Genomic DNA, 24,147 nt, shown 5'->3' with positions numbered 1-24,147 from the left:
AATGTCGACAGTACATGAAAAAACACTTGAAATGAAACGGTCCGTCTATCATTTGCTCATTAACGGCGAACAAGTCGAAGGTGCAACAGGCGAGACATTTAAAACATATAATCCGGCAACAGGTGAAGTGATTGCGGAAGTTGCAAAAGCGTCGAAGGAAGACGCTGATCGTGCCGTTCAAGCCGCACGGGATGCGTTTGATCACGGGAAGTGGAAGATGTGGCCAGTCGGACGCCGCGCGCAAATCTTAAATAAGATTGCGAGCATCATACGTTCCCGCTTCAACGAAATCGTCGAACTTGAGATTCTCGATACAGGGAAATCACTAGCAGCGGCGCAAGGACAAGTCACGCAAGCGATTGAAGACTTTGAGTTCTACGCAGGTGCGATCGTCGGTCACCGCGGTGTCGTCAATAACGTGCCGGGACAATTCCATAACTACACAGAAAAAGAAGCGGTCGGTGTTTGTGCGCAAATCATCCCGTGGAACTATCCGTTGATGATGGCAGCTTGGAAAGTCGCACCAGCAATCGCAGTCGGTTGTTCGGTCGTCGTCAAACCAGCGACATTGACTCCGTTGACAGCGATCATTCTCGGTGAGATTTGTCTAGAAGCTGGCGTTCCGGCAGGTGTCGTCAACGTCATCCCAGGCTCAGGACGCGAAATCGGTAACCATCTCGTCGAGCATCCTCACGTCGATAAAGTCGCCTTCACGGGCTCGACACCAGTCGGTAAAGACATTATGGGACGTGCGTCGGAAACACTAAAACGAGTCACGCTCGAACTCGGTGGGAAATCGCCGAACATCGTTTTTGAAGATGCAGATGTGACAGCAGCCGTTGATGGTTCGTTGTTCGGAATCTTCTATAACAGCGGTCAATCGTGTGAAGCACGCTCACGTTTGTATGTTCACGAAGAGATTTACGACGCGTTCATGGAGCAATTCGTCGCAAAAACAAAACAACTCGTTCTCGGCAATCCATTTGATAAAGGGACACACGTCGGAGCAATCATCGACCAACAACAAGTCGATGTCATCGATGGATACGTCCAGTCAGCGAAAGCAGACGGAGCGACAATCGTCACAGGTGGTCACGCTTCAGCACCAGAAGGATACGAAAAAGGCTTCTGGTATGCACCGACGATCATCACGGACGTCACGCACGAGATGAAAGCGGTCAATGAAGAAATCTTCGGACCGGTCGTCGTCGTCATGCCGTTCAAAGATGAAAAAGAAGCGATTCGTTTAGCGAACGACACATCGTTTGGACTCGGATCAGCCGTTTGGACAAAAGACGGTGCAAAAGCGACGCGCGTTGCCAACCAAATCAAAGCCGGTATCGTCATGGTCAACTGTCCGTTCTCTGCTTTCCCAGGTACACCGTTTGGTGGGTATAAGCAATCAGGATTCGGTCGTGAACTCTGTATCGAAACACTTGATCTGTACACAGAAACGAAGAGTATCTTGTCGTATTACGGCAGTCGTCCACTCAATCCGTTCGGACTATAAGCAAGAGGGAAGGCTGGAGTTCCGTCGGGAAGTCCAGCCTTTTTTAACAGCACAGGGGATAAGGGGGAAGTCAGATGATAGAACAAATCGTTGTCGTCGGATCCGGCGTCATGGGACGTGGCATTGCGTACGTTGCCGCACACCGCGGATTTCAGGTGACACTCGTTGATATCAAAGAAGCGTATGTCGAAAGTGCCTATCAAGAACTCGAACGCATCGCGGAGAAAGGCATTACGCGAGGCAAAATGTCCGCGAGTGAAGTCGAGGGACTGTTCGATCGGCTAAGTTTGTCGACGGATTTAGCAACAGCTGCACAACAAGCGGATCTCGTCATTGAGGCGGTACCGGAACAACTCAGCATTAAACAGCAAGTCTTTGAAACGTTAGAAGCGAATGCACGTCCGGACTGTTACTTTGCGACGAACACGTCGACGATGAGTCCGACGGAAATTGCCTCTTTTACGAACCGGGCGGACCGGGTCATGGCGATGCATTTCTTCAATCCGGTTCATTTGATGCCACTGATCGAGCTCGTTCGTGGTCTTGAGACGTCGGATGAGACGGTTGCTGCCTTAGAGAAAGTGGCGCGTCAGATGCAAAAGGAAACGGTCGTCATCCGTGAGTTTCCCGGTTATGTGACTTCACGGATCAGTGCGCTCGTCGGAAACGAAGCGTTTTATATGTTGCAAGAAGGGCTTGGAACACCGGAAGAGATCGATAAAGCAATCAAACTCGGCTTGAATTATCCGATGGGACCCTTTGAACTGGGTGACTTGGTCGGACTCGATACTCGACTCCACAACTTAAAGTATCTCCATGAGAAACTCGGTGAAAAATACCGTCCGGCACCACTGCTTGAACAGTATGTCAAAGCCGGTCGACTCGGTCGTAAAACAGGTCGTGGGGTTTACGACTACACGAATCGTGAGGTGACGTCATGAAACGTGTTGCCATCATCGATGCCGTTCGGACACCAATCGGTCGCTATAACGGCGCGTTGCGTCAAGTTCGCCCGGATGATTTAGGGGCACGTGTCATCGAAGCGTTGCTGAAGCGCAATCCACAAGTCGATCCAAAGACGATCGAGGAAGTCATTTTCGGCAATGCGAATCAGGCGGGGGAAGATAACCGGAACGTCGCCCGGATGTCCGGACTGCTGGCTGGTCTACCGGTCGAAGTCGCCGGTACGACGATCAATCGCTTATGTGGATCAGGACTCGATGCTGTCATCGCAGCTGCTCGCGGAATTGCCTTAGGTGAAGGGGACATCTATATCGCTGGAGGAACGGAAAGCATGACACGTGCACCGTTCGTCCTCGCGAAGCCGGATCAAGCCAACCCACGTGGCAATCAGACGATGTATGATACGACGATTGGCTGGCGGTTCGTCAATGATCGCTTAGCAGATAAATATGGAACGGATTCGATGCCAGAGACAGCTGAGAACGTCGCCCGTCAGTACGGCATCTCACGCGAAGCACAGGATGACTTTGCGTTTGAGAGTCAGCAACGCGCAAAACGAGCCATCGAGGCAGAGCGCTTCACGGAAGAACTAGTTGCGGTTACGCAAATGGATCGGAAAGGCAACGTCAGCGTCTTTGATCAAGATGAACACCCACGCCCTGAGACGACACGTGAGAAACTCGCGACGCTTCGTCCTTTATTCCCGAACGGTACCGTGACGGCGGGAAATGCATCTGGCGTCAACGATGGTGCGTCGGCGCTGTTATTGATGAGTGAAGAAAAAGCAAACGAACTCGGCTTGACACCGCTTGGGTATTACCGAGCGAGTGCGACAGCAGGCGTTGAACCCGCCATCATGGGCATCGGACCGATCGACGCGACGGAAAAAGTTCTCCGGCGGGCAGGATTGACGGTCGAACAGCTCGATCAGATTGAGTTGAACGAAGCGTTTGCGGCTCAAAGTCTTGCTTGTATTGAAGCGCTCGGTCTACCGAGCGAAAAAGTCAACGTCAACGGCGGAGCGATTGCCTTCGGTCATCCGCTCGGCGCAAGTGGAGCGCGGATTTTGACGACGCTACTGCATGAGATGCGCCGGACGAACCGGACATATGGTCTTGCCACGATGTGTGTCGGAGTTGGACAAGGGATCGCACTCGTCGTCGATCGGGAGGGACTCGTATGATTCATTTGGAACGAGAAGGCTATATCGCGATCGTCCGGATCGATCGCCCAGAACGGTTGAACTGTCTCGATTATCCGACACTTGTCGCCTTACAGGAACAAGTCGATATGTTGTCGGTCGACTCGGAAGCGCGGGTCGTCCTGTTCACCGGAACCGGTAAAGCTTTCAGTGCCGGCGCCGATTTAAAGGAACGCGTACATTTGAATGAAGAAGAAGTCCGACGTAATGTCCTTGCGATTCGCAACGTCTTCACCTCGATTGCACAATTACCCCAACCGACGATCGCTGCCGTCAATGGGCACGCGCTCGGTGGTGGCTTTGAATGGATTCTTGCCTGTGATTTCCGCTTTCTCGTCGAGGATGCACTCGTCGGGTTGACGGAGACTAGCTTCGGAATCATTCCTGGGGCTGGCGGAACACAACGCTTGCCACGATTGATTGGGGAGACCCGGGCAAAGGAATTGATCTTCACGGCGAAAAAAATCGATGCGATGACAGCAGAACGGTACGGACTCGCGACAGCCGTCGTCGCCCGGGAAGCGTTGATGACGACCTGTCTTGAGTTTGCCCATCAAATGTTACAGAACGGACCAATCGCCTTGCGCCAGGCGAAGCGAGCGATTGATCAAGGGCGGGACGTCTCGCTCGAACAAGGACTGCAGCTCGAAACGGAAGCTTATGAAGTCGTCATTCCGACGGCTGATCGTCAGGAAGCGCTACAAGCCTTCGCTGAAAAACGACCACCACGCTTTGAAGGAAGATGAGGATGGTCGACGTTTGAAATAACCCGTATACTAACGATACACACTATGAACGACTGAAGAGAGAGTGAATACCATGAGTGCGAACACCCAATCAATGATCTTTACGATTTACGGCGATTATATCCGTCATTACGGAAACAAAATCTGGGTCGGGAGTTTAATTCGACTCGTCAAAGAGTTCGGACATAACGAACAAGCCGTTCGGGTCGCAGTATCCCGGATGGTCAAACAAGGCTGGCTCGTCTCCGAGAAGCAGGGGAGTAAAAGCTTCTATTCGTTGACGCCGCGTGGGGTGGAACGGATGGAAGAAGCAGCGCGCCGGATCTATAAATCAACACCGCACGACTGGGACGGGAAGTGGCGGACGTTAATGTACACGATTCCTGAGGATAAGCGACAGATTCGCGATGAGCTTCGTAAAGAACTGACGTGGAGTGGGTTTGGCAACTTATCAAACGGGGTCTGGATTTCGCCGAATCCGCTTGAAAAAGAGGCGGAACGATTGATTGAAGCGTACGAAATCGAAGAGTATGTCGATTTCTTCGTCGGTGAATACCACGGTCCAAAGCAAGACCAATCCCTTGTTGAGCGCGCTTTTCCACTAGAGGAATTGCAGGAACGTTACGAAACGTTCATCACGGATTATAGCCGGCAATACATCGTCCATCAGAGTCAGCTCCAACTAGGAGAAATGACGGATGAGCAGTGTTTCGTCGAACGGACGATGCTCGTACATGAGTACCGGAAATTCCTCTTCACGGATCCGGGACTCCCGCAAGAACTATTACCGGATGCTTGGAGCGGACACCATGCGGCACTGTTGTTCGAGCAATATTACCGTCTGCTTGCGCAACCGGCGAGCCGGTTCTTTGAATCAATCTTTGAAGAGACACACGATGTGTCACAACGTAGCGCTTCGTATGATGCAACAGAACACCCGCTGTTTGCGGAACGATGATATACAAAAGAGCGGGACGGATCGCGCGATCCGCCCCGCATTCGTGTCATTCAGATGTGTTCTGTTCAGCTGATCCTGCGAGAATGTTTCGGAAAGCATATCCTTTATCGACGTAGGAATCAATCGACTCCTGAATCATCGCGAGATCCTCTTCCGTCAGTTCACGCACGACTTTACCGGGTGAGCCGATGATCAGCGAACGGGGTGGGAAGACTTTTCCTGATGGAATCAACGTGTTCGCCCCGATGATGCATTCTTCACCGATGTCTGCATGATCAAGAACGGTCGCGCCCATTCCGACGATCGAACGACGTCCGATTTTACAGCCGTGTAAAATCGCGTTATGTCCGACCGTCACTTCATCCTCGATGACGACAGGTGCGCCTTCGTACAGATGAATCGTTGCGTTGTCTTGGATACTGCAGCGTTTGCCGATTGTAATCGGTCCTTCGTCACCGCGTAAGACAGCGTTGAACCAGATGGTAGACTCGGAACCGATCGTGACGTCTCCAATCAGATAAGCGCCAGGAGCGATGAATACATCGGATGCTACGTTCGGATGAATCGATTGATACGGAATCTTCATAACAGAACGACCTCATTTCTAGGATAAGATGAACTACTATTCATTCCCTGTCAGTATATCATGCGGTGGGAGTCGAGAACGGAGGAAAGATATGTTTCCGATTTGTGAGCTATTCAACATTCGTTATCCATTGATCCAAGGAGGGATGGGTAACATTAGTCATGCAGCACTCACGGCAGCGGTGTCGAATGCCGGAGGACTCGGAACGCTTGGGTGCGGTACGTTGTCGGTCGATGAAGTAAAGTCTCGGATTCAGGAGACACGAATCCTGACGGAGCAACCATTTGCCTTGAACATCGCGATTCGTGTATCTCCTTATACGGAAGCACTGATTGATCTCGCGATTGCAGAAAAGATCCCGGTCGTCTCCTTGTCGGCGGGAAATCCAGCACCGTACATAGAGCGACTTCAAGCCGCTGGTATCAAAACGATCGCGGTCGTCGCTTCAGTCAAACAGGCAGTAAAGGCAGAACAGGCAGGGGCAGATGTACTCGTAGCGGAGGGAGTTGAAGCGGCAGGCATCAATTCACCGCTCGAGTTGACGACACTGACCTTGATTCCGCAACTCGTCGATCGGGTCAACATTCCGGTCCTTGCAGCAGGTGGGATTGGCGATGGGCGTGGACTAGCAGCTGTCCTGTTGCTTGGTGCTGCCGGCGTCCAGCTCGGAACACGGTTGATCGCGACGGAAGATGCGAAGGTCCATCCAGTTTATAAATCGCGCTTAACGGATGCGACAGATACCGATACACGCATCATCGGGCGCTCCGTTGGATTCGTCCGACGTGTCCTTGATGGTCCTTACGTCGAACACCTCACAGCCAAGACACCTGCTGCTTTTCTCGATCAGACGAATGAGTCGTATCATATTACAGGCGCTCTTGAAGGCGATGAAGAGAAAGGATATGTCAACGCTGGACTGGTTGCCGGTTTGATTCGTGATGTGCCAACGGTTGCTGAGTTGTTTACGCGCATGATGGAGGAAGCAGAGGAACAGCTGAAGCGGACGACTGCTCGTTTTGCGACATGAACATACAATGATGACCCGTAAACCCGCTTGTGGAAAGCGGGTTTTTTCATGTTTTTTTGAAAATGGGACATTTGTCCTTTTCAAGTGAGGCACGAATAAGGTCTACTCTAGTGTAGAGATTAAAGGAGGAGATGACGTGCAAGGAGTCGTGTTTGCTTTGATGAGCGGTCTGTTCATCGCCCTGCAAGGCATATTCAATGCGCGCCTTGCGACAGGCGTCGGACCGTGGTTATCCGTATTGATCGTCCACTTTGTTGGTCTGATGGGTTGTTTAGTCATTTATAGCTTCGTACGAGATCGGAAAATCGGCGGATTCCGTCAGTTACCGTGGATTTATGCGAGCGGTGGTTTGATTGGCGTGCTAGTCGTCGTAACGGAACTGACAGCGATCCAAAAACTCGGCATGACATGGGCGATGTGTTTGTTACTCGTCGCGCAGATTTTTTGTGCCTTTCTGATTGATTTAAAAGGATGGTTCGGTGTCTTAAAAAAACAAGGAAATCGTGGTCAGTGGGTTGGTGTGGGTCTCATGCTTGCAGGAGTTGCGATTTTCTCACTTGCCTAAAGGGAGGGAACGAACATGGAAACCGTCATCCAACAGTATGGACTGGATACGATTTTAACGGAAGAGACGCGCGCTTGGTTGCGTGAAGAAACCTTCCGAAAAGGAGAACTCCTCTGTACGACCGGTGCGACAATCGACCGGATGTACTTCATCGTCGCAGGCAAGGTCAAGATTTCTGCTGCTTCGTCAGAAGGAAAACAACGGATTTTACGATTCAAAACACCACTGACAGTGATTGGTGACGCTGAATTCATCAACGAACGGGAAGTGCTGAATACGGTCGAAGCAGTGACCGATGTCGATGTGTTGAGCGTGCCGTATACGATTTTACGCGAGCACAATACAACGAACGTCTTTCTGCAATTTTTACTAAGAACAATTACAGCGAAGTGGTATGCCGATTCGAAATCAGCGTCGCACCACGTACTCTATACGGTCGAGGAGCGATTTGCAGGCTACTTATTATCGATTGCGTCCGAAGCTAGTGACAGTTTGTTTTATCAGGAGATGCGGACGTCGAATCTACATGACGTCGCTGACTGGCTTGGAACAAGTTATCGTCATCTCAACCGGATCATCACGAAGTTGTGTGAGGAAGAGATTCTTGTTCGACGACGTGGCAAGATCATCATCGTCGATTTGGAACGGATTCGCGAGAAAGCGAACGGTAACAGCTATGAGTAAGGAGGAACGAACATGATAATAGGCATTGTGTGTGCCGTATTGGCTGGAATGTTAATCAGTTTGCAGACGGTATTGAATGCTCGGATGAGTGACGCGTTCGGCGCATGGGCAACGACGACGCTGGTTTTCTTCGTCGGCTTCATCGGAGCAAGCATCACGTATGTCCTGTTTCGTGGTGGAACGATCGGACAGATTCAAAACGTGTCACCACTCTACTGGTTCGGTGGACTCGTGGGTGTCGGTGTCGTCTTTTGTGTCATGCGCGGGATTCAATTGCTTGGTCCGTCCGTCGCGATCTCTGTCGTGTTGATTTCGCAGTTGAGCTTTGCCCTTGCTGTTGATACGTTCGGTTGGTTCGGTTTGCCACAAATCGACTTATCGTTTGGTCAGCTCATCGGTCTCGCTGTCATGGTGTGTGGCATCTTCGTCTTGAAACGGTATCAAGTCGTGGCACCGGAACAACAGGCAAAGGATCAAGTAGAACGTGTTTCATGACTTACTTTTTCCATAACAATGAAACAGGTCAGCAAACCAACGTTTACTGACCTGTTTTTATATACATTTTTTTGAATCAGACCGTCGTCGTATCTTTCCATTCCTGCTCGATGAAAGCATCGCGACCAGAGGCAGCACGATCTTTTTTATAATGTTCTGGATTTTTCTTATGGAAGTCTTGATGGTACTCTTCCGCCGGATAAAATTCAGAAGCGGCATCGATCCGCGTCACGATCGGTTGTTTGAAACGATTGCTTGCAGCAAGAGCGTCACGGGAAGCGATCGCTGCTTCGTGCTGCGCATCCGTATGATAGAAGATTGCTGGCGCGTACTGCGTACCGCGATCTTGGAATTGACCTTCTGCATCCGTCGGATCCGTTTGGGGCCAGTAGAGTTCAAGTAAACGCTCGTACGGGAACAGGCTCGGATCAAACGTGATTTGGACGACTTCGAGATGTCCCGTCGTTCCTGTTTTGACTTGCTCGTACGTCGGATTGTCGACGTGTCCGCCCATGTAACCTGATACGATCCCCTCGATTCCTGGTAATTCTTCAAATGGTGTCACCATGCACCAAAAACATCCACCTGCAAATGTTGCTTTTTCCATCTGTCTCTTCCTCTCCGTGGGAAATCCCCATTGTATGTCTGACAGCGAGAAAACGAAAACGACTCCTTCGCTTGGTTGCAAAAGGAGTCGCCGCTTTTTATCAACCAAAGCTTTCGCTTTGCTGGTCGTAGCACCTTGCTATGCGCAGGTTGCTGGGACGTCATCGATCCAGATCTCTCGGTCCACTCTTGATAAGGGTATATGAAGTTGATGTCATTCGTCATCATTGTTGTGATGATACCATTCACAAAGAAATAAAGTCAATCCTTAGAATTTAAGGCACGTAAAACGGTTGCTCCAAGTGTCTTCGCACCGATCAACAACGCTTGTTCATTGATCTCGTACTGTGGATGGTGTTGCGGATAGTTGACGCGACCGTCCGTATAGCCAGAGCCGGTAAAGAAATAACTACCCGGGACGTGTGTTAAGTAATGTGCGAAGTCGTCCGCCGCCATCATTGGTGTGAGTGCCCGGACGGATGCTTCCGGTAAGAAAGCAGCAGCTTCCTGAACGAGCTTTGTCTCATCCGGGTGATTCCAGAGCGCCGGGTAACCAGTCGTGAAGTCAATCGAATACGAAGCACCGATGCCGGCACACGTCGTTTTAGCGACAAGATCGACTTCTTGCCGGAGCTGATGCCGCAGTGTCTCGTTGAACGTCCGAATTTCCCCGACAATGCGTGCCTCACCCGTAACGATATTTGGTGCTGTTCCTGCATGGAAAGAACCGATTGCGAGAACAGCCGGCTCAAACGGATCGACCCGTCGACTAACGAGATGTTGTAAGTTACAGACGAGTTGCGCTCCAGCGACGAGAGCATCTTTTGTTTTATGCGGTGCCTGGGCATGCCCACCTTGACCATGGACGATGATTTCGAATTCGTCGATCGCACACAATGTATGTCCTTCCCGAAACCCAATCGTGCCAACTGGTAAATCATTTTCGAGATGTGTCGCGAAAATCGCATCGACTCCTTCGAGGACGCCGGCTTCGATCATTTGGATTGCTCCGCCGGGGAAGACCTCTTCTCCATGCTGGTGGATGATCCGAATCGTTCCTTGCAATTGATCGCGTATCGGATAGAGCGTAGCAGCAAGGGCCATCACCATTGCCGTGTGACCATCATGCCCGCAAGCATGCATGATACCAGGATGGATCGACCGGAAAGCAAGCGTTGTCTCTTCCTGAAGTGGTAATGCGTCAAAATCTGCGCGGACAGCAATCGTCGGACCAGGCTGTTTGCCTTCGATCGTCGCGACGACACCACGACCTCCGACGGCTGTTTGATGAGGAATGCTCTGTTCTGCGTAAAAGGCGGCAATCCGTTCTGGTGTGCGGACTTCTTGGAAGGATAGTTCCGGATGGCGGTGGAAATCACGGCGTAATGCGATCATCGTGGGTTCGAATTGTTCGAGTGCTTCAAAAAGTTGATTTTGCATGTTCTAGCTCCTTTAACGTGTGTCTTTTCGTGAAAATGGGTACAGATACAGGTAATCACGAAAGGGGATAATGTAACATGGGAGAAATCGTCGTTAATGCTGTACTTACCATCAAAGCTGGACTTGCGGATCAAGTCTTCCCGATTTTACAAACGGTTTATCATGCTTCACAAAAAGAAGAAGGATGCTTACGTTATTCCTTGCACCAATCGATCGAGGATGAGCATCAATTCATGCTGTATGAAGTGTATCGTGATGAAGAGGCACTTGAAGCGCATATCGCATCCGATCACTATAAAGCCTACCGTGAACAGATCGAGTTATACTTGATGGATCGACAAGTAACGAAATACGTCGAGATGACATTTTAACGTATTGCGATAAGAAGAGACGAACCCGTCGATTTCGACGGGTTCGTCTTTTTTTGTCTTACATCGATTTAAATCCGAGGAAATGCTCCTGCCAACGCGGTTCGTAAATCGAGTTGATTTGAAGCTGTGAACCGCCTGCATGGATGAAGTGTTCGCTATCGAGCATGATTCCGATATGCGATGGACCATCCGTGTAGGTGTTCTGGAAGAAGACGATATCCGAGCGTTTACCACTCGAGATACTCGTCCGGCGATTCGTAAAGAAAGCACCATACCAGTAGCCACGAACATTCGTCCGACCACCGTATTTTCCAGCCTTGTTCGTCGCGTAGTGAATCAAACCGGAACAGTCAAAACCACCGTTCACGGCATCTTGCGAACCCCATGTGTATGGTGTGCCGATATGTTGGACGGCTGCTTGGATCAGCTTTTCACCACGCGTATTATTCTTTTTAACGACCCGTTTATCGGACGTGATCGTCACAGCGGATACCGGAAGATAAACAGGTGTCCAGCCTGACTGGATGACATAGAAGTTTCCGACTCGATGACGCGGATAAACGCGTTTGCCTTGTTCAACGAGTCCACTGCCTTTTGGGCTCGTCGGACTTGCGAAGAACGACGTCGTCTGTTTGACCGTATAGATTTTCGCCCGGTCGATCGCTTTTTGTGTCAGTTTCATATCGGGTTTGCTCGTGCTGATATAAGGGTTGAGGACGTAACCCGTTTGACCATTTGCCAGGCGAACTTGCCAAAAATCATCATCAATTGATTTTAGACCAATTAGTTTCGTTCCTTTCTTCAAATAGGCAGCTGGGCGACTGTAAGCGACGTCAGCAGAGAAGAGTGGCGTCTGGTCCAGGTGGACATAAAATGTCGTTCCTTTTTTTGCTTTTGCCGTCGGCTTGTTCAGTCCGATGCGACTCGAATCGACGAAACCAAAGGTGTTTTTATATTTGACGCGTGTATAATAACCGCTTTTTCCGTAGATCGAAATCGAGGTACCTTTTTTTAGTGTGCCGATTTTTTTGCTCGAAAGTTTTGCCTGCGAACGAATGACGACATCGTCTTCCGTCACGTAGCGTTGACCAGTGACGTCATACAGATCCGGCTTTTTCGTCACGAGATCCGTCGTTTTGACGTAACCGTAGACCGCTCCTTTTTTCAAGCGTGTGTAACTGCCGCTTGTGCCGTAAATCGTTAGCTTGTCAGCTCGTTTGACGGAATACATGATTTTGCTCTTCGTCGACGCAGATGTGTAGACGGACAAGTTGCGTTTCGCGTATCGTGTCCCGGTTGATGCATAAACTTTTCCAGTACCGAGATCAGCTGTCTTGACGTAAGCATGAACTCCACGGAAGATGATCCGGCTATAGGCACCGCTTGCGCCATACACCGTCAGCAGCGTATTCGTTTGATGTTGCTTTAAGACAGGACTTGAAGATTTGGCATCCGAATAGATCGGTGTAGCACGCTGAACATAGAGGCGTGCGGTCTTCGGATAGTACTTTAATGTCCCAAGATGTGCCGTCAACACATAGGCGTAATCGTCGTTTCGTTTGATTCGTGTAAACGAACCCTCGATGCCGTACGTCTGAAGCGAGGTATTCACAGGAAGCGATTGTACGACTTTTCCTTTCGTAGTCGCAGTAGCATAGACTGTCGTCTGTTGTTGGATGTAACGCACGCCTGTTTCCGGATGGTTCACGGTTGGCGTATCTGCTAAATCAGTCGTCAATACGAAGGCATAACCCGCTTTAGTCGCCACACGCGTAAAAGTACCCGTCGTACCAAACGTTTCGAATGCTTGATTTTGAGTGACGGCTGTCTTTGTACTTGTCGTCTTCGGCTCAACGAAAAGGGAAGTTGCTCGTTTGGCATAACGCGTTCCAACTAATTTCGGAAGTTGCTCGAGTTGTGTCGTAGAGACGTAGACGTATTGCTCGTCCCATTTCAGACGTGTGAACGTGTCGAAAGTGCCGTATGTATCGATTCGCTGATAGGCGGGAAGTGTCGTCACGACGGTGGAATCAAATGGTGAAGCAACTAATGAGAGTGGACCTTTCGACGTCAGTGTTGCTTGTTTTTGAAAGACAGGTGCTGTTTGCGTCAACGCGTTTGTTGCGACATAAGCAGCGCCTTCTTGCCAACTGACACGGGTAAAGTCACCGTCCGTGCCAAGTGTCTTGAATGTCGTTCCTGCTGGTAGTTGTTGGATGACCGTTGCGGAATCAGCCGTTTGTAGCAACGCAGCATCCTCTTTCAAATAAGCCGTTCCAATCGTCTCGGTGACTGTTTGTGTTTCTGCCGTTGGTTGAGCAGGTGGCGATTCAGCAAAAGCGGGTGCGGGTAAAACCGAGCTCAACATTAACGTTGCGGCAAGTCCAGCAACATGAGCAGTCCATTTTTTCATCAAGAGGTTCACTCCAATTCTTAAAATTTGTCATTATGAATAGTGTAGCATGCGCTTGTTTAAAAATTGATAAAAATCAAAAAAATAGGAGATTGTCCATAAAAAAACGGTATACCTCGGCACACCGTTTGAAGTCATATGTTAGTTATCTTCTTCGTGATCCACTTGCCATTCCCAGTCGAGCATGCCGTAAATCAAGGAATCGCGCCAGTGGTCTTCGAGATAGACCGTCTCGCGAAGCTGTCCTTCCTTCGTCATGCCGACCTTTTGCAACACGCGTTCGGAAGCGACGTTCCATGGGTCACACGTTGCCGTGATGCGGTGTAGTTCTAGTTTTTCGAAACCGAATTGGAGAAGGAAAGAGGCGATCGACGTCGCATATCCGTTCCCCCATTCATCAGGCGAGAGGACGTATCCGATTTCGGCGATTTTATTATCAACGTCTGTGATGACGAGTTCACCGGCACCGATGACGACGTCACTTGGAAACGTCACGGCAAAGACATAACGACGTCTTGGTGTCTCGAGTTCACTTTCAAGCGCATCATGTAGGAATTGTTTCGTATCCGTTTCGGTATTCGGTCCCCATGATTGGAATTGACTGACGATGGGTTGTGAGGCATAGGCGTGAACCGCTTCTACATCTTCTGGTGTAAAACGACGAATCCGAAGTTGATCATTGATTTTATAACGCATGCAGCATCCTCCTCTTTCAGATGAAGTCACTTTGATTCTATTTGACAGATGGGGAACGGATTCCTGTTTGACACGGGAAAAAGGGCGTGCTAGGGTGGTTGTATCGAATGGAATAGGGAGTATCCTCTAGGGTTCCGTACGGCTGGACCGAGGGAGGAACATGGACGTTTGTCCATGCAACGGAGGGATAAAAGCCCGGGAGTAAAGCGAATCGTCTCGCTTGCTCCCGGGCTTTTTCATTTGAATTTACCTATCAGGAGGCAATTACTATGGCAAAGTATTGGATTGGCATCATCGTCGCAGCGTGTTTTGAAGTGGGCTGGGTCATCGGATTAAAACATGCGGCAACACCACTTGAGTGGGCTGCAACGATCGTCTGTATCATCGTTAGCTTTACCGTGCTCATTAAAGCGAGTAACCATTTACCGGTCGGAACGGTCTATGCTGTCTTCGTCGGTCTCGGAACAGCAGGAACGGTCGTGACGGATATCGTCTTGTTCGATCAAACCGCTTCCGTGATGAAATTAGCATTGATTGCTGTCTTACTCGTCGGTGTCATCGGTCTGAAATTAGTCAGTGGAGAGGAGAAATCAGCATGAGTTGGATTTATTTAATCATTGCCGGAATCTTTGAGATGTTTGGTGTCGTCTTGATCAATACGTTCAATCAAAATAAGAATGCGAAGAATCTACTGTTGATGGGAACAGGATTCGGACTCAGTTTTCTATTTTTGACACTTGCGATGAATGGTTTACCGATGGGAACGGCGTACGCGGTATGGACGGGAATCGGAGCAGCGGGTGGTGCGATTCTCAGCATGGTACTCTATAACGAATCAAAAGACTGGAAGCGACTGGTTTGTATCGGTCTCGTCTTAAGTGCGACGATTGGTCTGAAACTCGTCGGCGAATGATTGTTTACATGTCAAACAGATGACGTTTTAATGGAACGCATGTTTTTTGGCATATTTTAACGCAAAAGAGGAAATACTCCTTATAGAAGTCACGCATGACAAATCGTGTTAATAAGGGGAGAACATCCATGAAAACAAAACAATATATCGGAACGTTCTATTCAGAGGAAGAATTGATTTCAAAAATGGACGAACTGCACATTCAAGGACACCGGGAGGAAGACTTCTACGTCATCGTCAAGGAGAAGTCGAACATCGCACTCGTCCGTAGCCAAATGGATGCAGAAATCGCGACGACGAAACCGTCTTGGATTGATCGGATTCGTGGGAACAAAGGACGCGATCAAGAAGTCGATGATCTGTTCGGGTCACTTGATCTATCAGACAATGAAATCGAACAACGCAAAACGGAAGTCGAAGGTGGGGGCTTCGTTCTGTTACTTGAAGTCCAAGACATCCAGTTCGATCCACATTTAAATACAGATAATACGCATCCTGACGTAAAAGTCCGTTATGGTAGTGGTGAAGAGACGCATACGTCATCAGATGCGAACTCCAATGCACAGCTCGGATCCGGTAATCCGCTTGATGTTGATAAAGATTCGAAGGAAGAGCATGCAGAGATTGATTTGCACCGTGCCGGTACGGATAAGATGCCGCAAGACGAGCAGGCAATCGATCATTCAAAAAAACTCGACGGGAACCGGGAACCGGACATCGCGATGCGTCGGGATGACGATTTCCGCCGGCCGGAAACAGAACGCGAGGAAAAAGAACATGATGCAACGCAAGACGGCGAAGAACATCGTCAATCGAAACATCAATCGGATGACATCGCCAAGCAAGATCATGGAAATAATTTAGACCGCTAAAATAATAGATTAGAATCACGCATCAGGGTCATCATCAAAGAAGGTACCTTCCGGATCAATTCCGAAAGGTACCTTCTTTTTGTATGGAGATTAAACGAGAAGCGTCTCGTCTTATTTATGATCCGGATTTGATCCTGTACGCACGTTGGCGTTCAATTGATCGATGGCTTGCATATCAGCGTCTGACAAGCTGAAGTCGAAGACATCAAGATTTTCGCGAATGCGGCTTGGCGTGACAGATTTCGGAATCGCGACGATATCGTGTTGCAAGTGCCAACGGAGGACGACTTGAGCTGGCGTTTTCTGATGACGATCGGCGATATCGACGATGACCGGATGCGTTAACGCGTCGCGTCCTTTCATCAACGGACTCCAAGCTTCAACGACGATACCGTGCTTGCGGCAAAAGTCTCGGATCGCTTCTTGGCTAAGGAACGGATGGAGTTCAATCTGATTGACGGCAGGAACGATTGATCCTTCGGCTAAAATTCGTTCCAAGTGCGGAATATGGAAGTTCGAAACACCGATGGCACGCGTCTTTCCTTCTGCATAGAGATGTTCGAGCGCCCGCCATGTCTCGACATAACGATCCTCTTTTGGCATCGGCCAATGAATCAGGTACAAATCGACGTAATCGACACCAAGCTTTTGCAGACTCGTCTCGAAAGCGGCAAGTGTCTCTTCGTAGCCGTGATCGGAATTCCAGACTTTCGTCGTCAGAAAGATCTCTTCTCGGGGAATGCCGGAGTCACGCAGCGCACGACCGACACCTTCTTCATTTTCGTAAATCATCGCCGTATCGATCGAACGATACCCGGCGCGGAGTGCTTCGCTGACCGCTTCATATACTTCTTCTTCCGGTACTTTAAAGACACCATATCCGAGTTGGGGCATACTGATGCCGTTGTTTAACGTGATCTGTTGCATCGATTCATCGACTCCTTTGTAGTGAACTGTTGTCTTTTCTAGTGTACGCTCTCCTTCTATGAAAATCGAATGATTGCCGAAGCGAGTTCTTTTGCGTATACTGAGCGATAACAAATATTAGGAGGCGATTCTGTGATTCGACAAGCTGTTTTGCAATACATACATGAGGAAAACACGCTCGATCAACTCAAAGAAGTGATAGGTAATCGTTCAGCAGTCCTGATTCATGGACGTCAGGCCTATGAAGCAGCCGCTTTTGCTTTACCAGAATTACCACGTTTTTTATTTGAAGGACATTGTACGGATCAACAGGTGGAAGCTTTCAAACAGGTATGTGCTCCATACGATGTGATTCTCGCGCTCGGAGGTGGAAGTGTCATCGATACGGCAAAACAAGTCGCGTTTCAATTACAACGCCCAATCATCGTCATTCCGACGATCGTCTCGAACTGTGCTCCGTGGACTCCGCTCAGTGTCATGTATAACGAAGAGGGACAGTACATCCGATTTGATACGTTTCCCGTCGTGATTGAAGCTCTTTTACTCGATCATCGGATTATCGCAGCAAGTCCGTATGATTATTTCGTAGCCGGACTCGTCGATACGCTAGCGAAGTGGTATGAAGCACGTGCCTTAAGCGGATCATCGGCTGAAGATCCCGTCATTGAGATGGCGCTTCGAACAGCTGAACGTTGTAAGGATCTTATCTTGTCGACGAATATAACGGAAACGCGTTTTCGTGAGTATCCCGTTGAAATGCAACATCTCGTCGAAACCGTCATTCCGTTAGCTGGAAGTATCGGCGGTTTTGGTGACGCGGCGACGCGTGGTGCAATCGGACACGCAGTGCATAACGCGTTATCTCCTCATCCAGAAACGCATGCGTTCTTGCACGGGAGTAAGGTCGGTTACGGACTACTCGTTCAGGAGAAGTTACTCGGACATGATGATGATTATGCAGAGTTGCGTGACTATCTTATTGCACAAGAACAGCCGACGGCACTCGCAGACTTCGCATTATCGCTCGATGTCGTCGAAACACTTGCTTTACGGACATCGAAAGAGGAATTGTGTCGTCTGTTGCGTCCGATCGTGTCAATGGAACAACTAGTGGATGCTATTACACGGAACGAGACAGTTTTCGTTTCGACGACTTAACATAAAAATACGCACATGTGCCGAATAATCATCAAACGGTCCATGTGCGTATTTTTATTGTGCTTTCGCAAAGCGAGCATAAGGAGCAGGGCGACCGAGTAGGTATCCTTGACCAAGATCGAAGCCGAGTTCGCGGCAAAGATCGAGTTCTTCTTGCCGTTCGATGCCTTCCGCTAAGATTTGAATCCCCATTTCTCGTGTCAGATGACGGGCTTTTCGTAAAAAGGCTTCGTTTTCTGAGTTCGTATCGCAATGATCGATGAAGGAACGATCAATTTTAATATAATCCGGTTGAAGCAAGGACAACATATCGAGTGTCGAGAAACCAGCGCCGACATCGTCCAGTGCTACTTGAATGCCTTGCTTTTTATACTGTTCGAAGACGTGTTTCAAATGGTTGACGTCTTCAATTTTTTCCGTTTCGACGACTTCGAAGACGAGCCGACTCGGATCGACTTGATAACGTTCGACGATCTCAAACGTATGGCGCAGGCAGTACTCCGGATTATAGATCGTCGAAGGGAGAAAGTTGATGAACGTTTTTGTTGTGCCACCGATATGATGCGTCGCACGGATGGCTTCTTCACGCGCCCGCTGATCAAGACGGGAATGAAGCCCCATCTTCGAGGCAGTGGAGAACAGGACACCCGGTGAGATCGGCGTGTTGTCATCTGCTGCGCGCAGTAAGGCTTCGTTCGCGACGAGGATATTTTGTTGAATATCATAAATCGGTTGCAGATGGCTTGTCATGACGCCGTGCTGGATGAAATCAATCGCTGACCGATGCTTTAGCTGTTCTAGAAGTGCTGAAGCTAGGATAGGTGCTGTCACATAGCGCGATTGTGTGGCGCGACAGGATACCGGATAATCCGCTACACGCAAGAGCGACGTCAGTAACTGTTCGAGTTGTTCGAATGATTGATAGGAATAGATTTCTGGTGTTGGTGACTGGATATGGAGTGCTCCCGCTTCAACGAAACGGATGGATGTCGTGCATTCGGCGCAAGGATGCCACATAAAAAGATGTCCACCTCTCGATACATCAAAAGATGTATTAATTAAATTGGTTAAACTCTTTACCCTGAGAGAAAAAGAATTTAAACCTATCTTTTATAATCATTGACCTCATCCAAAAAAGAGAAGGGAACGACGGACACATTTCCGTACGTTTCCTTCTCTATCGGTCACATTCTTTCATTGTGAAGTGTAAAATATCCAGAAAGCGAGATGCAACACAGCTGCAAGCGGCACCAGCCATTGGAATTTCGCTTTCCGTGTCTTATGCCGGACTGTATACATACCGATCCAAGAACCGAGCGCACCACCGAGGAAAGCAATCGTCAATAGTGTCGCTTCCGGTGTCCGATAAGCATGTTGTCGTGCTCGACGTTTATCCTGCCACATCGAGCCAAATCCGATGAGTGTCAGGAGGAGGTAATACCCTAAGATGATCCTCATGAAAACCGACTCCTTTTCTAACGTTCGGCACCGCCGCCGCCGGAACTACCGCCGCCACCACGACTGCCGCCGTTTCCACCACCGCCACCGCGCATGATCGCGGAAAAGATGTTCAAAATCGCAAAGAAGAACATACCGCCGGTGAACTTCATATCGAGGAATAACAAGATCAGCAATCCGGCACCGATCAGAATCTTCGTCCACAGCGGAAGACCCCCATCATTTTGGGTTTTCGGAGGATCTTGTGACTCGAGCGACTGATCCTTTGAGATGACACTGACGACAGCTTTATATGTTTCAGTCGCCGCTTTTCCATACTCGCCATTCTCTTTATAAGGAACCGCGTATTGATCGAGGATGCGCCCAGCCGTGATGTCCGTCAGAATGCCTTCTAGTTTATAACCGACCTCGATCCGGAATTGCCGATTCTTTTCGTTCGGAGCGACGACGACGAGTACCCCATTGTCTTTTCCTTTTTGACCGATTCCTTGTCGCCGGAATGTTTCATTGGCGTAAGAACTTAAGTCCTGTCCTTTTAGATCGGGAACCGTCTTCAGCACGACTTGCGCCGTCGTGTACTGTTCGAGTTCCTGACCGAGTTGCGCGAGTTCGGCTTCTTCCGACGGTGTGAGCAACTGAGCATCATCTTGAATGAAAAAGGCTGCTCCCGTTCGTTCTGAAACGGCACTAGCCGTCGGAACGAAGAGGAAGAAGACGAGGAACGCGCTCAACAGAAGTCGCGTCCACCGCCGAATCATTTCGAATCACTGTTAAAGTCGACAGTCGGATTTTCTCGGTCGCTGTCTGAAATTTCGTAATACGGCTTTTTCTCAAATCCGAATGCAGAGGCATAGAGTGCTGTTGGGAAGCTCCGACGTTTTTTGTTATAAAGCGTCACGGCATCGTTGTAATCCTTGCGGGCGATCCCGAGACGATTTTCTGTTCCTTCCAGCGTATCCATCAATGATTGGAATCGTTCGCTTGATTTTAGTTCCGGATAAGTGGTTTGCAAAGCAATCAATCCACGAAGCGAAGACGTGACTTGTTGATCGGCTTCAATCCGTTGTTCGGTTGACGCGGCGCGCGCAAGACCAGCTTGAGCTTCAGCGACTTTGCCGTATACTTTTTCTTCTTGACCCGCGACACCTTTGACCGTTTCGACGAGGTTCGGAATTAAATCCGCACGACGCTTGATCTGGTTATCGACTTGCGACCATTTATTCGATACATCTTCTTCTACATTGACGAGGCTGTTGTATTGGCCGATTGCTAAAAACGCAATCACGACGACGACAACGACTCCGATGATTAATGGGAGTTTTGATCGACTCCGACTTCTGCGTGCCATATGGCGTTCACTCCTTTAAGTATGTCTCATCCCTATATACCCTTAACCGAATGAATTAGTTTCAAAAAAAATAAAAAACCGTCAGCTAAAATAGCTAACGGTTAGAATTTACATGTAGACGATGACAGCAAGAACAGCTGCTAAGACAAGACGGTAGATCGCGAACGGGACGAGTTTGATCTTGTTGATCAGCTTCAAGAAGAAACGAATCGATAAGAGGGCAAACACGAACGATGCGATAAATCCGACGGCATAGAAACCGAAATCACTCGCATGAATGTTATCCCAGTTCTTAACGAGCGAAAGGAAACTGGCACCGAACATGATTGGTACGGCCATGATGAACGTGAAGTCAGCTGCCGTCCGGTGATTCATGCCGAGGAAGACCCCTCCTGAAATCGTTGAACCAGAACGGGAGAAGCCAGGCCAAAGGGAAATACATTGGAACAGACCGACGAATGCTGCTTGGCGATATGTAATCTGATCAAGCGATGTCGTTTTCGGTTCCTTTGGTCCGAGTTTGTCGGCTGCAATCATCAAGAGGGCACCGACCGCAAGACCGATGATGACTGTTTCAATCGAGAAGAGGTTCTCATCGATGAAGTCCTCGAATAACAATCCGAGGATAGCAGCAGGTAATAGACCGATCAAAACGTGACGTAGTTTTAACTTGTGTGTACCCGTCGCATCGTGTTCTCCTTCAATTTTATACAGACCAATCAAACTGAAGAGACGTTTCCAAAAGACGACGATGACCGCAAGGATTGATCCGAGCTGGATGACGACCTTAAAGGTGTTCGCCGAATACTTACCAAGAAATTCTGTTGTTTGTAACCACATGTCATCCACGATGATCATATGACCAGTCGAGGAGACAGGTGCGAATTCCGTCATCCCTTCGACGAAACCGAGTAAAAGAGCTTTCAAGAGTTCAATGATGTGCATGGTAATCTCCTTCTATAATGATGTGCTATGTAAAAACATATCATGTTTTATTCTTGTGAGATAGAACCAATCAGAATATCGGGCGCAAGACCGAGGAAAGTACGGATTGATAACGGAAGGAAAAAGGCGTACGATGACTGTATAATCAAACAAATATTTGAATGAGGTGAGAGAATGCGTGAAGCGACTGAACCGATCCGGATTTCAGGAATTGATTGTGCGAACTGTGCAGCGAAAGTAGAGCGTGGCGTGGCAAACGTAACAGGAGTCAAGGAAGCGACGTTGGATTTCGCAGGGCAACGTCTCTATATCACATACGCATCCCCAGATATCCAAGAACAGACGTATCGTCACGTTGTTCAGCGTGTTCACGAACTAGAACCAGATGCTCTCCTGCAACGCGAGCAGGATACACGAGACACGACTGAAATGGTATTTTGGACAAGGTCAAAGAAACTTCAAACACTCATAGGTCTGACTTCTTTCGGAATAGCATTCCTTGTTCCCGAGTCCATACAAATATGGTTGTATCTTACGGCGTATGTATTCATCGGGAATGAAGTATTACGTAATGCACTTCGGTCGACACGACGCGGACAGTTGTTTGACGAGAATTTTTTGATGATGCTCGCGACGATCGGGGCATTCGTCATTGGGGAGTATACAGAAGCGGTGGCAGTCATGTTGTTTTATCAAATCGGTGAATATTTTCAGCATAGGGCTGTCAATCAATCACGACGCTCGATTTCAGCATTGATGGATATTAGACCACAGCAAGCCGTGCTTGAGGATGGGCGACGTGTGCGACCGGAAGATGTCATTCCAGGACAGCGAATCATCGTCCGTGCTGGGGAACGGATTCCACTTGATGGAACGATCAAGCAAGGTACTGCCTTTCTGGATACGGCAGCATTGACAGGAGAATCGGTTCCTCGGCGTGTTCATGAAACGGATCATGTGCTAGCCGGTACGATCAGCACGGACGGACAGTTAGTGATTGAAGTAGATCGGTCGTATACGGACTCGGCGGTCGCGAAAATCATTTCACTGGTAGAACAAGCCTCTCGTCATAAAGCACCGACGGAAAAGTTCATCACACGATTTGCGCGAGTTTATACGCCGGCTGTTGTCGTGATTGCGCTAATTTTAGCGGTTCTGCCGCCTCTCTTACTGAATGCTTCCTTTAGCGAGTGGACGTACCGGGCGCTTGTCTTTCTCGTCATCAGTTGTCCTTGTGCGCTCATGCTTTCCATCCCGCTCGGCTTTTTTAGTGGAATCGGTGCTGCTTCAAAGCGAGGCATACTCGTCAAAGGCGGAAATCATCTAGAATCGTTGCAACGAATCGATACCCTCGTCTTGGATAAAACAGGTACGTTGACGAAAGGGAATTTTGAAGTCGTCGCTATTCAAGCACATACGATGACGAAACAAGAGTTACTACAAGTAGCAGCTCGGGTGGAACGGCAATCGAATCATCCGATCGCGACTTCAATCGTCCGGGCGGTTGATGGCTTACCATCTAAAGATGGTGGCATTCACTTATCAGAAATAGCAGGGAAAGGCGTCAGTGGGGAGTACGATGGTCGACTGCTGCGTGCAGGAAATGCCGAGTGGTTAAAGGAACTGGGCTTTACACCTGATAAAGAAACCGAAACCGGTACCTATGTTCACATTACTCAGGACCAAGACTATCTGGGATGGATTCGAATTGCAGATCAACTGAAGACGACGACGATGGAAGCGATCATCCAATTGAAAAAGCGAGGCATCCGTCGAATCGTCATGCTGACAGGCGATCGGAAACAGACGGCAGAAGCAATCAAAAAACAGTTGGATCTCGATCACGTCATTGCGAACTTGTTGCCGCATCAAAAAGTCGAAGCGCTGGAAGAACTGATGAAGACAGCAAAAGGAAAAACAGCGTTCGTAGGGGATGGAATCAACGATGCCCCTGTCCTGACACGGGCGGATGTCGGAATCGCCATGGGCGGACTCGGGAGTGATGTGGCGATTGAAGCAGCGGATGTCGTTTTGATGACCGATGAGCCGAAACAGCTTGCCGATGCGATGGATGTTGCCAGAACGACGCGAAAGATCGTCTATCAAAACATCTATTTTGCCCTTGGAATCAAAGCAATCTTTTTGTTACTTGGAGCCTTTGGAATCGCAACGATGTGGGAAGCCGTCTTTGCTGATGTCGGTGTGACAGTGTTAGCGGTCCTGAATGCGATGCGTCTATTAAAGATACGTGCATGAACAAAT

General features: G+C 49.0%; 26 protein-coding genes and 1 riboswitch. Of the genes, 15 read left to right on the top strand and 11 right to left on the bottom strand.

Features of this window, described 5'->3' with window-relative positions:
- Position 1 precedes the first annotated feature (1 nt).
- The 5 genes from Q9R23_RS13265 (at position 2) to paaX (ending at position 5,378) form a co-directional block, all read left to right on the top strand.
- Positions 2-1,510 carry an aldehyde dehydrogenase family protein gene (locus tag Q9R23_RS13265; RefSeq protein ID WP_311247262.1) on the top strand — a complete coding sequence of 503 codons (1,509 nt, stop codon included), beginning with the start codon at positions 2-4 and terminating at the stop codon, positions 1,508-1,510.
- Between the two features lie 74 nt (positions 1,511-1,584).
- Positions 1,585-2,451, top strand: coding sequence for a 3-hydroxyacyl-CoA dehydrogenase (locus Q9R23_RS13260; RefSeq protein WP_311247261.1), 867 nt, complete (start codon positions 1,585-1,587; stop codon positions 2,449-2,451).
- Positions 2,448-3,656 (top strand): acetyl-CoA C-acyltransferase, encoded by a 1,209-nt coding sequence (locus Q9R23_RS13255; protein WP_214856069.1) that lies wholly within the window; start codon positions 2,448-2,450, stop codon positions 3,654-3,656. Before Q9R23_RS13260 ends, Q9R23_RS13255 begins: the two co-directional genes overlap by 4 nt.
- Positions 3,653-4,420 carry an enoyl-CoA hydratase-related protein gene (locus Q9R23_RS13250; RefSeq protein ID WP_214856068.1) on the top strand — a complete coding sequence of 256 codons (768 nt, stop codon included), beginning with the start codon at positions 3,653-3,655 and terminating at the stop codon, positions 4,418-4,420. The genes Q9R23_RS13255 and Q9R23_RS13250 overlap by 4 nt, the downstream gene beginning before the upstream one ends.
- 73 nt (positions 4,421-4,493) lie before the next feature.
- On the top strand, positions 4,494-5,378 hold the full coding sequence (paaX, locus tag Q9R23_RS13245) for a phenylacetic acid degradation operon negative regulatory protein PaaX (protein WP_214856067.1): 885 nt from the start codon (positions 4,494-4,496) through the stop codon (positions 5,376-5,378).
- A 46-nt stretch (positions 5,379-5,424) separates the two neighbouring features.
- Here paaX and Q9R23_RS13240 read toward each other — a convergent pair whose 3' ends face one another.
- Positions 5,425-5,964 (bottom strand): gamma carbonic anhydrase family protein, encoded by a 540-nt coding sequence (locus tag Q9R23_RS13240; protein ID WP_311247260.1) that lies wholly within the window; start codon positions 5,962-5,964, stop codon positions 5,425-5,427.
- 91 nt (positions 5,965-6,055) lie between these two features.
- Here Q9R23_RS13240 and Q9R23_RS13235 point away from each other — a divergent pair, with 91 nt between their 5' ends.
- The 4 genes from Q9R23_RS13235 to Q9R23_RS13220 all read left to right on the top strand — a co-directional run bounded on the left by Q9R23_RS13235 (position 6,056) and on the right by Q9R23_RS13220 (position 8,738).
- The gene (locus Q9R23_RS13235) at positions 6,056-6,994 is read left to right on the top strand and encodes an NAD(P)H-dependent flavin oxidoreductase (RefSeq protein WP_311247259.1); all 939 of its coding nucleotides are present in this window, start codon (positions 6,056-6,058) and stop codon (positions 6,992-6,994) included.
- Positions 6,995-7,130: 136 nt separating this feature from the next.
- The gene (locus Q9R23_RS13230; RefSeq protein ID WP_214856064.1) at positions 7,131-7,559 is read left to right on the top strand and encodes a DMT family transporter; all 429 of its coding nucleotides are present in this window, start codon (positions 7,131-7,133) and stop codon (positions 7,557-7,559) included.
- 15 nt (positions 7,560-7,574) lie between these two features.
- Positions 7,575-8,243 (top strand): Crp/Fnr family transcriptional regulator, encoded by a 669-nt coding sequence (locus Q9R23_RS13225; protein ID WP_214856062.1) that lies wholly within the window; start codon positions 7,575-7,577, stop codon positions 8,241-8,243.
- Between the two features lie 12 nt (positions 8,244-8,255).
- Positions 8,256-8,738 carry a DMT family transporter gene (locus Q9R23_RS13220; RefSeq protein ID WP_311247258.1) on the top strand — a complete coding sequence of 161 codons (483 nt, stop codon included), beginning with the start codon at positions 8,256-8,258 and terminating at the stop codon, positions 8,736-8,738.
- Between the two features lie 76 nt (positions 8,739-8,814).
- On the opposite strand, the gene msrA is transcribed toward Q9R23_RS13220, so the two are convergent.
- Together msrA and Q9R23_RS13210 are read right to left on the bottom strand one after the other, a co-directional pair.
- Positions 8,815-9,345 carry a peptide-methionine (S)-S-oxide reductase MsrA gene (gene msrA / locus Q9R23_RS13215; RefSeq protein ID WP_023467010.1) on the bottom strand — a complete coding sequence of 177 codons (531 nt, stop codon included), beginning with the start codon at positions 9,343-9,345 and terminating at the stop codon, positions 8,815-8,817.
- Between the two features lie 94 nt (positions 9,346-9,439).
- A riboswitch (SAM riboswitch) is annotated at positions 9,440-9,543 on the bottom strand.
- 62 nt (positions 9,544-9,605) lie between these two features.
- Positions 9,606-10,784 (bottom strand): M20 metallopeptidase family protein, encoded by a 1,179-nt coding sequence (locus Q9R23_RS13210; protein WP_311247257.1) that lies wholly within the window; start codon positions 10,782-10,784, stop codon positions 9,606-9,608.
- A 77-nt stretch (positions 10,785-10,861) separates the two neighbouring features.
- Here Q9R23_RS13210 and Q9R23_RS13205 point away from each other — a divergent pair, with 77 nt between their 5' ends.
- Positions 10,862-11,155: a putative quinol monooxygenase gene (locus Q9R23_RS13205; RefSeq protein ID WP_029340705.1), complete on the top strand. Its 294-nt coding sequence runs from the start codon at positions 10,862-10,864 to the stop codon at positions 11,153-11,155.
- Positions 11,156-11,213: 58 nt separating this feature from the next.
- Here the strand turns inward: Q9R23_RS13205 and Q9R23_RS13200 are convergent, their stop codons facing one another.
- Both Q9R23_RS13200 and Q9R23_RS13195 read right to left on the bottom strand, forming a co-directional pair.
- On the bottom strand, positions 11,214-13,568 hold the full coding sequence (locus Q9R23_RS13200; RefSeq protein WP_311247256.1) for an SH3 domain-containing protein: 2,355 nt from the start codon (positions 13,566-13,568) through the stop codon (positions 11,214-11,216).
- Between the two features lie 141 nt (positions 13,569-13,709).
- The gene (locus tag Q9R23_RS13195; protein WP_311247255.1) at positions 13,710-14,264 is read right to left on the bottom strand and encodes a GNAT family N-acetyltransferase; all 555 of its coding nucleotides are present in this window, start codon (positions 14,262-14,264) and stop codon (positions 13,710-13,712) included.
- A gap of 269 nt (positions 14,265-14,533) precedes the next feature.
- Here Q9R23_RS13195 and Q9R23_RS13190 point away from each other — a divergent pair, with 269 nt between their 5' ends.
- From Q9R23_RS13190 to Q9R23_RS13180, 3 genes are all read left to right on the top strand, one after another.
- Positions 14,534-14,863: a DMT family transporter gene (locus Q9R23_RS13190; RefSeq protein ID WP_035399004.1), complete on the top strand. Its 330-nt coding sequence runs from the start codon at positions 14,534-14,536 to the stop codon at positions 14,861-14,863.
- Positions 14,860-15,177 (top strand): DMT family transporter, encoded by a 318-nt coding sequence (locus tag Q9R23_RS13185; RefSeq protein ID WP_023467016.1) that lies wholly within the window; start codon positions 14,860-14,862, stop codon positions 15,175-15,177. Before Q9R23_RS13190 ends, Q9R23_RS13185 begins: the two co-directional genes overlap by 4 nt.
- A 128-nt stretch (positions 15,178-15,305) precedes the next feature.
- The gene (locus Q9R23_RS13180; RefSeq protein ID WP_215085086.1) at positions 15,306-16,049 is read left to right on the top strand and encodes a general stress protein; all 744 of its coding nucleotides are present in this window, start codon (positions 15,306-15,308) and stop codon (positions 16,047-16,049) included.
- Between the two features lie 111 nt (positions 16,050-16,160).
- Here Q9R23_RS13180 and Q9R23_RS13175 read toward each other — a convergent pair whose 3' ends face one another.
- Positions 16,161-16,976, bottom strand: coding sequence for an aldo/keto reductase (locus tag Q9R23_RS13175; protein ID WP_214856053.1), 816 nt, complete (start codon positions 16,974-16,976; stop codon positions 16,161-16,163).
- Positions 16,977-17,108: 132 nt separating this feature from the next.
- Here Q9R23_RS13175 and Q9R23_RS13170 point away from each other — a divergent pair, with 132 nt between their 5' ends.
- Entirely contained in the window at positions 17,109-18,134 is a 1,026-nt protein-coding gene (locus Q9R23_RS13170; RefSeq protein ID WP_311247254.1) for an iron-containing alcohol dehydrogenase family protein, read from the top strand.
- Between the two features lie 54 nt (positions 18,135-18,188).
- On the opposite strand, the gene Q9R23_RS13165 is transcribed toward Q9R23_RS13170, so the two are convergent.
- From Q9R23_RS13165 to Q9R23_RS13145, 5 genes are all read right to left on the bottom strand, one after another.
- On the bottom strand, positions 18,189-19,151 hold the full coding sequence (locus Q9R23_RS13165) for an EAL domain-containing protein (RefSeq protein WP_311247253.1): 963 nt from the start codon (positions 19,149-19,151) through the stop codon (positions 18,189-18,191).
- A gap of 177 nt (positions 19,152-19,328) precedes the next feature.
- The gene (locus Q9R23_RS13160) at positions 19,329-19,592 is read right to left on the bottom strand and encodes a DUF1294 domain-containing protein (protein ID WP_396136376.1); all 264 of its coding nucleotides are present in this window, start codon (positions 19,590-19,592) and stop codon (positions 19,329-19,331) included.
- A gap of 17 nt (positions 19,593-19,609) precedes the next feature.
- On the bottom strand, positions 19,610-20,350 hold the full coding sequence (locus tag Q9R23_RS13155; protein WP_311247252.1) for a TPM domain-containing protein: 741 nt from the start codon (positions 20,348-20,350) through the stop codon (positions 19,610-19,612).
- Positions 20,347-20,940 (bottom strand): LemA family protein, encoded by a 594-nt coding sequence (locus Q9R23_RS13150; protein ID WP_029340715.1) that lies wholly within the window; start codon positions 20,938-20,940, stop codon positions 20,347-20,349. The genes Q9R23_RS13155 and Q9R23_RS13150 overlap by 4 nt, the downstream gene beginning before the upstream one ends.
- A gap of 108 nt (positions 20,941-21,048) precedes the next feature.
- Positions 21,049-21,885, bottom strand: coding sequence for an undecaprenyl-diphosphate phosphatase (locus tag Q9R23_RS13145; RefSeq protein WP_035410984.1), 837 nt, complete (start codon positions 21,883-21,885; stop codon positions 21,049-21,051).
- 174 nt (positions 21,886-22,059) lie between these two features.
- Between Q9R23_RS13145 and Q9R23_RS13140 the strand changes: the two genes are divergently transcribed.
- Positions 22,060-24,141: a heavy metal translocating P-type ATPase gene (locus Q9R23_RS13140; protein WP_311247251.1), complete on the top strand. Its 2,082-nt coding sequence runs from the start codon at positions 22,060-22,062 to the stop codon at positions 24,139-24,141.
- Positions 24,142-24,147: the final 6 nt, after the last annotated feature.

Origin of the sequence: Exiguobacterium sp. BRG2 (assembly GCF_031844245.1) — a bacterium.
GTDB lineage: Bacteria > Bacillota > Bacilli > Exiguobacteriales > Exiguobacteriaceae > Exiguobacterium_A.
This window is presented reverse-complemented; position numbering and strand designations above follow the sequence as displayed.